Source organism: Candidatus Desulfovibrio trichonymphae (assembly GCF_002355955.1).
Taxonomy (GTDB): domain Bacteria; phylum Desulfobacterota; class Desulfovibrionia; order Desulfovibrionales; family Desulfovibrionaceae; genus Desulfovibrio; species Desulfovibrio trichonymphae.
The window spans coordinates 508,518-521,128 of record NZ_AP017368.1 but is presented as its reverse complement, the minus strand read 5'-3'; the positions used below and the strand labels follow the sequence as shown (position 1 = coordinate 521,128).

The following is a 12,611-nucleotide window of genomic DNA, read 5'->3' as shown; positions in this document are numbered from 1 at the left end:
CAGAATTATCCCCGCATAAAAGCGTGATGCGTGTTCATGACGGTGTTGACCACAACAATGGAAAAAAGACAGAGCAAAAAGATCAGCACGACAAATCGCGCCGGCTTGCGCCCCTTCCAGTTATTGACAAGGCGGTTGTGAAAAAGCACGGCAAAGATCAGCCAGATCACAATGCTCATCACTTCTTTGGGATCCCCTGTCATTGAAGATCCAAATACGGGTTTTGCCCAAAGCAGTCCGGACATAATGCCCAAGGTATAGAGCGGAAAAGCCGTTAACACGGTCAAGGCGTTGGTTTTGTCCAGCAGGGCGATAGCAGGCATGTCCTGCCAGAAGCCCTGCGTGCGCTGTTTGCTCTTGATGCGTCCTTCAAGAAAGAGAAAAAGTAGGGCCGCGAAAAAGGCAATGGCCAACAGGCCTAAACTTAAAAAAAGAGCGCCGATGTGCAGCGCGTAAAAGGGCGCTTTCAATAATGCGGGCAGAGGTACAGCCGCGTCAAGAAAGGACATTGACATGGCAAAAAGCATCAGACATAAAGGCGTTGCAAAAAGCAGCGGGGTCTCCTGTTTGATTTTACGCCATACAATAAGGCCGCACAGTAAAACAAACCAGGCAAACAATTGAAAATATGCGCCCAGACTCAGCCCGCTAGGCAAGGCCTTGTGGAAGCCGAGCATCAGCATCAGGGATTGAGAGATAAAAACGGCGACGGCAAGCCAGACCCCCAGTCGCCTTAAAAAGGCGCTGCGGGCCAACATGCCGACAATGCCGGCAATACTTGAAACGCCACAGAGAAGAAGAGTGGGGAGTGTTGCACATTCAGGAGAGATCATTGAGCAACTCCGTGATATGGACGTGCAGTTCCGCAGGCAATTCTGCCTTAAGCCATTCACGACAACGTTCGAACTCGTCATCTGCAAGCCACTGCTGCAATGGCGATGACGCCAGTTTTTGGAACAGCTGTGTCTTTTTCTCCGGCGCGTGGCGCAAGGCAAGAATGAGAGGGCGCATTCGGCCCAGCAGAGATGCCGTATGCGCACGGGGGGCGAGCCATGTCTCAAGTTCACGACGCCATTGCCGCGCCAGAGCCGGGCTTGCCCCACCTGTGGAGAGCGCTGCCGCAAGCGCACCTTGACGGGCTACAGCGGGGACAAAAAAACTCCCTGATTCCGGCGCCGATGCGCAATTACACAATACTCCCACTTTTTGCGCAATGTCAGCTATCCTGACGTTTTCTGCCTTGTTGTCTGTAGCGGCAAAAACAAGGATTTTACCAATGACGTCATCCCGGGAACAGTCCCTGCGTTCAAAATGCACGCGGCTGTCCGCCAGCAGGGGCAAAGCCCTATTTGACGGAGCGACTGTATCCAGAACAAGTACAGAAGCCGGGGCGCTGAGCAACAATCGAGGGAGCTTGCGCTGACCTACATGACCAAAGCCGACCAAGAGACAATGCTTCCCTTCCAGGGACAGGAAAAGAGGGTAAAGCGGCGTGGGTATATTGTTGTCCAGCATTTTCATCCAATGTTGGATTGTACATAAGAAGCCAATTTTTGCAATGTCGAAAAACCACTTGGAACAACAGGCAAAAAGATATAAAACTGCCTGATACATCAGCGAATCAGGGCTGTTTTCTTGATATTTGCAGCCTGGTGTCTAATTGCTGAAATTTCAATTATATGATATCGTGGCTGAACAGAAGGGTAGATTGGTAAAATTTCCCGCTTGATTCCTTGTGATGCGGACTCGCCTGTACACATTGAAGAACTTGCAGCGCATCGGACAACGCCATCCGGCACGATCCAGATGGGCTCGGATCGTGCCGGACTGCATAAGCCCCGGGCGAGAGAGTGCAAAGCACCGTAACACCGCAAAGCCTTTTGTATCTTGTCCAATCCACTTATGCAATTCTGCCGGGAGCAATGCCGCTTGCAAGCCTATTGTTTCTAACAAAGGCATCGACCGTCATCCTAATTGACACCGAAAATTCGCGCTATTTCTGTCTTTGCAACCCGTTGTTTCAGAAGATCGCGAATTGTTTCTTCTTTTCTTGACAGCTTGACTTTGCTGGATTTCCTTCCCTTGGGTCTACCCAACACAACCCCTTCAGCCCGTTTTCTGGCAAGCGCTTCCTTCGTTCTCTGACTTATAAGGTTGCGTTTAATTTCAACGGATAATCCAAAAGCAAATGCCAGTACCTTGCTTTGAATATCCTCACCTAATCGGTCGTTATCCTTTATTGTCCACACCTTAGACTCTTTATTCATACACAAATTCAGAATTTCCATGATCATAAATAGGTTACGTCCCAAGCGAGACAATTCAGCACAGATTATCAGGTCATCCTTATGGATTTTTTTCAGCAGGTTGCCGAGTTCACGTTTAAGATAGCTTTTAGTTCCGCTGATGCTTTCCTCAATCCATCCGTCAAATTGCAGATGGTTGCGTTCAGCAAAATTTGTGATTTCAAAACGTTGATTTTCCACGGTCTGCCTATCGCTGCTTACTCGGATGTATCCGTAATTCATGGTTTGTTCGCTCCTGGTGATTTGTTGATAATAACAGAGCGTTTATATTGAGCGGAACAGCACGGCAAGCCGGATCGACACCGGCGAGAGCTGGCCGATCCTCTCGCCCATAGAACAGAGCATCAAGCGCAAGATCGAGGCCGTGGGCGTTCCGCTCAAGGATTGAGATATTCGGATCAACTATGGTATTAAAACCGGATTTAACGATGCGTTCATTATTGATGGAGCAAACGAAATGATACGTCCGGATTTTTTAGACGTGTCCGCCCTGTTGATGTACAGCGTCCGCAATTGACAAAAAGGGCATTCGGACGTACTGATTTAGGAAAAATCAGGAGATGTTATGCTGGAATTGACAGACACCGCCCGTAAGGAGCTTGAATCTTATTTTGCGGATAAGGAAAAAGCAACCATCAGGATTTTCTCTGCAGCCGGCTGTGGCGGGCCGCGTCTCGCACTGGCTCTGGACGAACCTGCTGGCACTGATCATACTGAAGAAAGCAACGGTGTTACCTTCTGCATTGACAAAGAATTGCTCGGTCAGGTACAGGGGGTCAAAATCAACTTGACCTATATGGGTTTTGCCGTTGACCCGCTTGTGCCCTTTGCCTCGACAGGGGAAAGCGTGTGCGCTTCCTGCGGAAGCGGTTGCGCCACGCAAGCGGGGCTGCTCCCCAACACAAGAAGCTGCCCGGTATAATGCGGAGTGCTGTTTCCTGCAGTTCTCCCCTTGTGGGAGAGGCGCGGCAGGAAATAAGGCAGTTATGAAATTATAAAGAGAAATATAACCAAGGGGCGGCCTTGTGGTCGCTCTCACTTAGTTTATGATGCAAAACACAAGCGATTTGCTCTCCGGCCGGGAAATGCTCTATCTTCAACGTTGCGGCATGGCCACGCGCTGCCGTCTTGCCTGCCAGGCACTTGCGGCGGGGCGCGGTGCAGTGCTTGTGACACGGGGCAGGGAAGAGTTCAACAGTGCCCGCGCCCTGCTTGCCCTGTTCACCCCCGTTCTTTCACAGGGCGACGTCCCACCGGCAAGGCCGGGGTTTGACAGCCCTTGCGTCTCCCTGCCCCCGCCGGTTCTGTGGCGCGACAAAACAAATTGGGCATCCCGCCTCACAGCGCTCTATGCCTTGATCAGAGGGCAACCGCGCTGCCTTGTTGCCGATCTGGAAAGCCTGCTGCTGCTCTATATGCCCCTGACGTTTTTTGAGGCAAAAAGCCTTACGCTGCTCAAGGGCGGCGAATACTCGCCGGAGCTTGTGATGAATCAGGCGGCGGAATGGGGCTACGAGCGCGTCAGTCTTGTCAATCGCCCGGGCGACATGGCCATGCGCGGTGATATTCTGGATATTTTTCCCACTGGGCACAGCCGCCCGGTGCGTCTAGAATTTTTCGGCAACGCTGTTGAAGAAATACGCCTTTTTGATGCGGAAAGCCAGCGCTCCCTGTTGCATATTGACGATCTGACCCTTTTGCCCATAAGCCCGCTTGCCCTGAACAAAAGCGAGAGCGGCAAGGCCGCGGCGCGTTGCGAGGCCTTGTTCGATGAAGGCAGAATCAGCGAAACACATTGTTATTCTTTCAAAAAATCTCTGGACAACGGTGGGGTTGACCTGTTGCCTGGCATTGTTTTTGAAAATTCGAGCCATATCGAAGACTGGCTGCCGAAAGACAGCCTTTGGCTTTTGCCGGGCGAGGCAGACAGCACCGAAGCCCTGCGTGACGCGCAGCTTGCGCTCAAGCAGATACTGGAAAGCGAAGACGCCCCCCTGCCGCAACCGGCAAATCTGGCGTTGCGCAAAAACTCACAGCCCGCGCCCTGGCGCAATTTTCAGCGCGTTTTTGCCGAACCTCTTGTGGCAGGTGTGGAGAAACGGGGAGAAAGCCTTCCTGAACGGACGATGCATTCCTTCAGCGACCTTTTCCCCCTGCCGGGCGCACAGGACAGGCCTTGGCAGCATCTGGCGGCCGGTCTGAAAGAATGGAGTCATAGCCGCCGTCAGGTTGTGCTGAGTTTTTCCTCAGAACGGGGCCGGACAAAATTTTTACACCTGGCCGCCCAGGAGGGCATTGCCCCGTCTCTGCGCTACGGGCCGGAAGCGGGCGGTCTTTTTGCCCTGGTCTCACCCTTCCGTTCAGGCGTGGAACTTGTCTGGGACAATGCGCTTGTTCTCGGTGAAGACATTCTTTACCCGCGCGCGGAAAAAACGCCGCGCGTGGCCTCACGCGCGTTCAAGGGACTGGACAGCTTTGAAGAAATCAGCAACGGCGATCTGCTTGTCCACAGAGACTACGGCATAGGCCGTTTTGCAGGACTGCATCACCTTAATCTCAACGAGGCCGCCAACGATTTTCTGCTGATCGAATATTCCGGTCGGGACAAGCTCTATGTTCCGGCAGATAGAATCGGTCTTATACAACGTTTTAAGGGGGCTGAGGGCGTGGAGCCGCCGCTCGACAGCCTGGGCGGCGCCGGCTGGATTGCCGGAAGGAACAAGGTCCGCAAAGCTGTTGAAAAAATCGCCGCGGATCTGGTGGAAATGTATGCCTGGCGCAAACTGGCCAAGGGCTACCGCTATGCCCCGCCCGACGACATGTATAGCGAATTCGAGTCCACCTTCGGTTTTGAGGAGACGCCGGATCAGGCACAGGCCATCGCCGACGTGCTGGCCGACATGGACAAGGCAGAGCCTATGGACCGGCTGATCTGCGGGGATGTCGGCTTCGGCAAAACAGAGGTAGCGTTGCGCGCGGCCTTTCGCGCCGTGGCTGAAGGCCGGCAGGTGGCCCTGCTCTGCCCCACTACCGTGCTTGCGGAACAGCATTTTCAGACTTTTCGGACGCGGCTTGCCGGCTTTCCTGTTCACGTCGCCCTGTTAAGCCGTTTCGTCCCTCGGGTGAAGCAGAAAGAAACCCTCAGCGCCGCTGCGGCAGGACAGATTGACATTTTGATAGGCACGCACCGCATTCTCTCCAACGATGTGAAACTGCCCAATCTGACACTTCTGATACTGGACGAGGAACAGTGCTTCGGCGTGCGCCATAAGGAAAAGCTCAAATCCCTTAAAAAAAATGTGGACGTGCTGACGCTCACGGCTACCCCCATTCCGCGCACATTGCAGCTTTCCATGTCCGGCATACGGGATCTCTCCATCATTGAAACAGCCCCGCAAGACCGCAAGCCTGTCGCCACAGCCGTGCTGCGCCGCGACGACACGATGCTGGCCGGCGTGCTCGCCTGTGAACTCGAGCGCGAAGGACAGGTCTTCTGGGTCCACAACAGGGTGCAGGGCTTGGAGCGCGTGGTGGAACACGCGAAAAAACTCGCGCCGCAGGCCAGGGTGGGCATGGCCCACGGTCAGATGAGCGAAACTGCCTTGGAAGAAACTATGCACAAATTTTGGCACGGAGATCTGGATATCCTGGTCTGTACGTCCATTGTGGAATCGGGCCTGGATTTTCCGCGCGCCAACACCCTTGTCGTCGATCATGCCCAGATGTTCGGCCTGGGGCAGCTCTATCAGCTCCGCGGCCGCGTGGGTCGCAGCGACAGACAGGCCTATGCCTTTTTTGTCGTTCCGGCCGACGGGCGCCTGAGCGTTGTGGCAGAAGAACGTCTGCGCATCATTCAGGACATGGACTATCTGGGCGCGGGCTTTCAGCTGGCTATGGAAGACCTGCGGCTGCGCGGGGCCGGCAATATCCTCGGCGAAGTGCAGTCCGGCCACATGAGCCGGGTCGGCCTCGACCTTTACCTGGAAATGCTGGAGGAATCCGTTGCCCGCCTGAAGGGCGAACAGCCGGCCCTCGTCGCTGAAACGGAGCTGACGTTGGGGCTGCCCGCGCATATTCCCTCGTCGTATATTGAAGACGGCCACGAGCGCCTGCGCTGCTACAAGACCCTGACTGCCGCGACGGACGGCGCGGACAGGGAGAAAGAGGCTCTTTCCATCCGGGACCGTTTCGGCCCTCTGCCCGAAGAATTGCGGCATTTTCTGGCCGTGCTTGACTGCAAGCAGTTTTTTGCGCAACTCCAAGTGCAGAAGGCCGATGTTCGTCGCGACTGCCTGCGCCTGACCTGGGCTGAAGGGCAGTCTGCCGTATTGCCGGAACGTCTGGTGGAACTGGCGACAAAAACGCCGCGCGCGCGGCTGCACCCCCCGGCCGGGCTGACGCTGCCGCTGCCGGAAGGGCTGTCTTTTCCCGACGGTTTGCTGCAAATCCGGCGTACACTGGAAACCGCTCAGGTCAATACAAGAATTGACGGCCCGTAAAACATATCGTTTCAGAAACACGCGGCGTATTCAAACTATCTGTTCCTTTTGCACAATGTCGGCTGCGACATTGCCTAGCAGATGTGTTTGCGGTAGAAAGAGCGGTAGGGTATCCGCTTTGCCAAAGTCTTTGCATGGAGAATCTTTCGTGAAAAAATTGTTTGTTTTCATGCCGGCAATCCTGTTGTGCACCGTGATTGCCGCGCATGCGGCCCAGATCAACAAGGTGGCGGCAGTGGTCAACGGTCAGGTGATCACCATGATGGATCTGCAGAAAATTGCCGTGCCCAACATTGCGCGCGCGCGGCTTGTCCCGAACAAACCCTCGGATGCTGAGGCCATTGATCAGGTGTTGCGCAAAACGCTCGACATGATGATTATGGATATTCTCATCGTTCAGGACGCCAAACGGCTCAAAGTCAGCATTGCATCGTCAGATGTGGACAAGCAGATCGAAAGAATGATGCAGGCGCATAATATGACCAAGGCACAATTTGAGGAACAGCTCGCAAAAGACAAAATGCCTCTTGCCGAACTGCGCAAAAGCATAGAAAAAAACCTGCTGCGCCAAAAAATTATGGGCTTGGAGGTCTCGCGCAGGGTCATTGTGTCGCAGGAAGAAATCAAGGCTTATTATGAAAGTCACAAAGACAGCCTTTTCAATCGGGACAACCTGCACATGGCTCTGCTGGTATACCCACCCAAAGCCAAGGCTGGCGAGCTGGCGGCACAGATCAAAAACGGCAGCCTGAGTTTTGAAGAGGCCGTGCGCAAATATTCTATTGCCTCCAACAAGGATAAAGGCGGAGATATGGGGCCTGTGAAATGGGACAAACTGAACCCAGAGTGGGAAGGCCGTCTGACGAAAATGAAGCCCGGCGACGTGACGGAAATTTTTGTTCTCAACAACTTCAAGGCACAGGTGCGTCTGTTCAGGCCCGGCGGCGGCGTTGTAAACCTTCTTACACTGGAAGAAGCCACACCGCAGATTGACGCCATCCTGCGCCAGCCCAAGGCTATGGAACGGCTTGAGGAATATTCCGCCCAGTTGCGCAATAAGGCCATTATTGACATCCGGCTGTAACTCTAAAAAAAACAGACTCAGAGGTTTTTCATGACGCTGGAGGAACTGGGCGCGACTTTGCGTACCGAGCGCAAAAAACGTGCTTTGAGCATTGAGGACATGGCCGACACTCTGAAAATCGGCGCACGGCTCTTGCGTGCCATGGAAGAAGGTGACATGGTGCCCCTGCCGCATCCGGCCTACGCCAAAGGCTTTATCCGTGCGTATTCCTCCTTTTTTGGACTTGCGGCAGAAGATATGGTATCGGCTCTTCAGTCTTTGGACGTCTTAAAAACAGGAGCGACCATTCAGGCCGTCTACATACCTGACGCAGTGACGGAGCCCCGCAGCAGTCCGAAATGGCTTGGGCCTGCCGTCATGGCTCTACTGTGCATGGGCGGAGCGTATTTTGTTTTGCATACCAACGTGTTCAACTCGCTGGATCGTCCGCCGCAACGTCTTACCCAACCTGCTCAGCCTGTCGCTTTGCCGCAAGCGCCGCCGCAAGAACGGGTCCGCCGGTCGAAACTACCGGCGACCGCCGCTGCCGACAAAACAGCGGCACAGGCAAGACCGGAGCGCGCCGCTACGCCGCTGCCGGTTGAAAGCGCGGACGCCGCCGCGGCAAAACCCGCTGCTCACAATGTCATTGTGACGGCCGTCGAGAAATGCTGGATACATTCCCGCGCGGATCATACCGGCACGCGTAAATTTTTACTGCACAAAGGCGACACCTTCGCCCTGACGTTCAGCAAAAAACTGGAGATCAAATTCGGTAATGCGGGCGGCGTGCGCATACGCTATAACGGAGAAGAAATACCGACGCCGGGACAGTCCGGCCAGGTGCGCACACTGGTCTTTCCGCCCGCGACGCGACAAGAATAACACTGCCGGGCAATTCAGGGGCAACAGGGTCGACATGGCGACGGAATGGGCGGATCACGCGCTGGTGCTGCGTATGGGGCGCTTTCGTGAGGCTGACGTCTGGCTGAAATTGCTTTGCCGCAAGCGCGGCCTGCTGACGTTCTTTGCTTTTGGCGCGAGCCGCAGCCGGAGACGTTTCTGCGGTTGTCTGGATGTGCTCAACACTCTACAATGCCGTGTCAAAGCGGCCAGAGGCGACAACTTCTTCAATCTTGAAGAAGCTGTTTTGCTGACAGGCTCGCGAACATTGCGTCACAACTGGCAACGCATGGGCATCGCCGCAAACTGTCTGCGCTTTGTGGAAGCTCTCGGCGTGAATACGGAAGGGGCTGCGGAAGCCTTTGCCCTTGTGGAGGATTTGCGGCAAACGCTTGAGCAAGCGCCGCGCCTGCCCTCAATGTTGCCGCTTTTTTTTCGTCTGCGTCTGGCCGGCGCCGCGGGTCTGGCCCCGTTGCTCGGGCAATGCGGCGCATGCGGCGCGGCGCTTGCCGACGCCGCGATTTTTCTGACGGATGAAGGGCAACTGCGCTGCACGGCCTGCCGCCCCGCGCGTTCAACAAGCTACGGCGTGGATCTTTCCGGCGCGAGCCTCGCCATCTTGCGCCGCGTTCAGCACACATTGCCATCCGCCTGGCCAACGGAAGAGCCGGCGGCGGCAAACCGCAGAGCCTGCGCCAGAGCTGTTGACGGTTTTGTGCAGTATCACCTCGGACTTGCCTTTGAAGGCGGCCGTTTTCGCCGGATATAATGTAAGCCGTGCACGGGCATGATTCCGTTATGATGTTTACTGTCTGTTTGTAATATATAAGGACCAGAGATATGTATTTTCAAGATATCATTCTGACGCTGCAAAACTACTGGGGCGGACGCGACTGCGTTCTGGAGCAACCCTCCGGCGTGGAATGCGGGGCCGGAACCTTCAACCCCAGCACTTTTTTACGCGTCATAGGGCCGGAGCCATGGAATGTGGCCTATGTGGAGCCATCTCGACGGCCCACAGACGGCCGCTACGGCGAAAATCCCAACCGTCTGCAGCGCTATTTTCAGTTTCAGGTTGTGCTCAAGCCATCGCCGGACAACGTGCAGGAACAATATCTCGAAAGTCTGAAAGCCTTGGATGTGAACCCTGCCTGTCACGATATCCGTTTTGTGGAAGACGACTGGGAATCGCCCACTTTGGGCGCCTGGGGCCTGGGATGGGAGGTCTGGCTCAACGGCATGGAAGTAAGCCAGTTTACCTATTTTCAGCAGGTGGGCGGCATTGATCTTTCGCCGGTCAGCGTGGAGCTGACTTACGGTCTGGAACGCCTCGCAATGTATCTGCAGGGTGTGGAATCTGTGTATGACATCCGATGGAACGCCGACGTAACTTACGGCAATATCTATCATCAGAATGAAGTGGAACAGTCCCGCCATAATTTTGAGGTCAACGACGCCGCGATGCTGCTGCGTCACTTCGCGGATTTTGAAGGGCAGTGCAAGTCCATGCTCGCCCTCAATCTGCCTTGGCCCGCCTATGACTATTGCCTGAAATGCTCACACACGTTCAATCTCCTGGACGCCCGCGGCGCCATCTCCATCACAGAGCGCACAGGCTACATCGGGAGAGTCCGGGCTCTGGCCGCAGGCGTAGCGCGCCTGTATGCGGCACAACGGGAAGAGTTGGGTTACCCCCTGCTTAAAAAGGACGTGAGGTGATATATGGCGACTTTTGTACTTGAAATCGGCAGTGAAGAATTGCCCTCCCGTTTTCTGCCCGCGGAAGAGGCTGAACTTGCGCAGCGCTTTGCTGCGGCTCTGGCCGAGGCTGGCGTACTGCACGGCCCATTGCGCGTTATGAGCACGCCTCGACGGGCTGTTGTGCTGATCAAAAATATGGATCCCATACAACAGGAAAAAGAAGAGCTTGTTTTGGGGCCACCGGCTCGTGTGGCCTACACGTCCGACGGGGCGCCCACAAAAGCTCTGGAAGGCTTCGCGCGTACGCACTGCCTTGCCGTTACCGACGTTTTTCGCGCAGCAACGGAAAAAGGCGACTACGCTGCCGTGCGCAAACACATGGGCGGTGTTTCCGTCAAAGACCTGTTGGCGCATATCTGCCCGGCTGTCATAAACGAGATACCTTTTGCCAAACGCATGCGCTGGGGCGCATACAATATTGCCTACGCGCGCCCGCTGCGCTGGATTGTCGCCTTGCTGGACGCGGAAATCATCCCCTTCAGCGTCGGGCCTGTAGCGTCGGGGCGCGACACGCGTGGTCATCGCGTTCACGGGTTTGGCCCGTTCTCCGTGCCTGAGGCAGAAGCGTGGCAGGGTATTGTCACCGGGTCAGGCGCTGTTGCGCCTGACCCGGTGACACGCCGCAACGTCATTGTGCAGGGCGGCGATACACAGGCACGCGCCATCGGCGGAACAGTGCTGTGGAATGAGCGCCTGCTTGACGAAGTGCAGGGGCTGACAGAACACCCCGTGCCCATGCTTGCGGATTTTGATCCGGCCTATTTGGAAGTGCCCCGCGAGGTTTTGCTGACGAGCATGGAAAGCCATCAGAAAAGCTTCGGCATTGCCGCACGTGACGGCAGCCTGATGCCTCATTTTTTAACCGTGCTCAATCTGACTCCGGAGAATGTCAATCTGGTCAAACACGGATGGGAGCGCGTGCTCCGCGCCCGGCTGGAAGACGCATGCTTTTTCTGGCGCGCCGATTTAAAAGAAAATTTTGACCACTGGCTTGCCAAACTTGATCAGGTAATTTTTCTCGGCAGCATGGGCAGCATGGGCGATAAAACCCGGCGTCTTCAAATCCTGTGCCGAAGTCTGGCGGAGCAATGTGCCCCTGACCTCGCCGACACGGTCGCGCGTGCCGGGCGGCTCTCCAAGGCTGATCTGGTCACAGGGCTTGTGGGTGAATTTGATAATCTGCAGGGCATTATGGGCGGTATCTACGCTGAACGCAAAGGCGAGGACAAAGCTGTGGCCGATGCACTGCAGGAACAGTATCTGCCCGCCGGGCCGGATTCTCCCCTGCCGCAAAGCCGTGCGGGAGCCCTGCTGTCTCTGGCGGACAAAACCGACACACTGGTAGCCTGCTTCGGCCTGAAGATGATCCCCAACGGCACGGCAGACCCCAACGGGCTTCGGCGTTGCGCCATAGGTATCATACGCATTGTGCTGGACTTCGGTTTTTCTCTGGACATGCGCGAAGTTTTTACACAGGTGCTGCATTTGTATGCGGCACAGGGGCAGGCGCTGCCTGTGGCGCAAACGCTGGACAAACTGATGGATTTTCTGGCCGGCAGGCTGCGTAACCACTTTACAGGCCAGGGGCAGGAAACTCCGTTGGTGGACGCGGCACTTGGCGCGGGCGTCGCAAAATTGCACGACTGCGCGGCGCGTCTCGCCGCGCTTGCGGTCTTCAGCCGCCGGCCCGGCTATGCCGAGGCCGTGCAGACCTTCAAACGCGTTGTCAATATCGTGCGCAAACAGGGAGGAGCAGATGCCCTGCCCGACATATGGGACGACGCCTTGCTGCAGGAAACGTCGGAAAGAGCTCTGGCCGCAACGCTCAAAGACCTGCTGCCCCGGCTTGATGTGCTTCGGGCCGACGGTGATCACGGCGCGGCGTTGGCCTGCCTGACGGAAGTGCGCCCGGATGTGGAGGCTTTTTTTGACGGGGTAATGGTGATGTGTGAAAACGCCTCACTGCGCGTCAACCGTCTTGCCATGCTCGCGGCGCTGGGTGCCCGCTTCGCCAGAATTGCGGACTTCGCGGCCTTGCAGATATGAACGAAAAAATTTGACGGCATGCCTTATGACGGG

At 55.7% G+C, this 12,611-nt stretch carries 10 protein-coding genes; 7 read left to right on the top strand and 3 right to left on the bottom strand.

Going from position 1 to position 12,611, the window contains the following annotated elements; genetic code table 11:
- Positions 1–5: 5 nt before the first annotated feature.
- The 3 genes from ccsA to RSDT_RS02490 form a co-directional block, all read right to left on the bottom strand.
- The gene (gene ccsA / locus RSDT_RS02500) at positions 6–833 is read right to left on the bottom strand and encodes a cytochrome c biogenesis protein CcsA (protein WP_096399429.1); all 828 of its coding nucleotides are present in this window, start codon (positions 831–833) and stop codon (positions 6–8) included.
- Positions 820–1,515 (bottom strand): precorrin-2 dehydrogenase/sirohydrochlorin ferrochelatase family protein, encoded by a 696-nt coding sequence (locus tag RSDT_RS02495; RefSeq protein WP_096400425.1) that lies wholly within the window; start codon positions 1,513–1,515, stop codon positions 820–822. The genes ccsA and RSDT_RS02495 overlap by 14 nt, the downstream gene beginning before the upstream one ends.
- 455 nt (positions 1,516–1,970) lie before the next feature.
- On the bottom strand, positions 1,971–2,528 hold the full coding sequence (locus RSDT_RS02490) for a master DNA invertase Mpi family serine-type recombinase (protein ID WP_096399428.1): 558 nt from the start codon (positions 2,526–2,528) through the stop codon (positions 1,971–1,973).
- 343 nt (positions 2,529–2,871) lie between these two features.
- On the opposite strand from RSDT_RS02490, the gene RSDT_RS02480 reads away from it, so the two are divergent.
- From RSDT_RS02480 to glyS, 7 genes are all read left to right on the top strand, one after another.
- On the top strand, positions 2,872–3,228 hold the full coding sequence (locus RSDT_RS02480; RefSeq protein WP_172414401.1) for an IscA/HesB family protein: 357 nt from the start codon (positions 2,872–2,874) through the stop codon (positions 3,226–3,228).
- Between the two features lie 127 nt (positions 3,229–3,355).
- Positions 3,356–6,805: a transcription-repair coupling factor gene (mfd, locus tag RSDT_RS02475; RefSeq protein ID WP_231941921.1), complete on the top strand. Its 3,450-nt coding sequence runs from the start codon at positions 3,356–3,358 to the stop codon at positions 6,803–6,805.
- A gap of 148 nt (positions 6,806–6,953) precedes the next feature.
- Entirely contained in the window at positions 6,954–7,889 is a 936-nt protein-coding gene (locus RSDT_RS02470) for a SurA N-terminal domain-containing protein (protein ID WP_096399427.1), read from the top strand.
- Between the two features lie 30 nt (positions 7,890–7,919).
- The gene (locus RSDT_RS02465; protein WP_096399426.1) at positions 7,920–8,753 is read left to right on the top strand and encodes a helix-turn-helix domain-containing protein; all 834 of its coding nucleotides are present in this window, start codon (positions 7,920–7,922) and stop codon (positions 8,751–8,753) included.
- Positions 8,754–8,787: 34 nt separating this feature from the next.
- Positions 8,788–9,540: a DNA repair protein RecO gene (gene recO, locus RSDT_RS02460; RefSeq protein WP_096399425.1), complete on the top strand. Its 753-nt coding sequence runs from the start codon at positions 8,788–8,790 to the stop codon at positions 9,538–9,540.
- A 71-nt stretch (positions 9,541–9,611) separates the two neighbouring features.
- Positions 9,612–10,490 carry a glycine--tRNA ligase subunit alpha gene (locus RSDT_RS02455; RefSeq protein ID WP_096399424.1) on the top strand — a complete coding sequence of 293 codons (879 nt, stop codon included), beginning with the start codon at positions 9,612–9,614 and terminating at the stop codon, positions 10,488–10,490.
- Positions 10,491–10,493: 3 nt separating this feature from the next.
- Entirely contained in the window at positions 10,494–12,578 is a 2,085-nt protein-coding gene (glyS, locus tag RSDT_RS02450; protein ID WP_096399423.1) for a glycine--tRNA ligase subunit beta, read from the top strand.
- Positions 12,579–12,611: the final 33 nt, after the last annotated feature.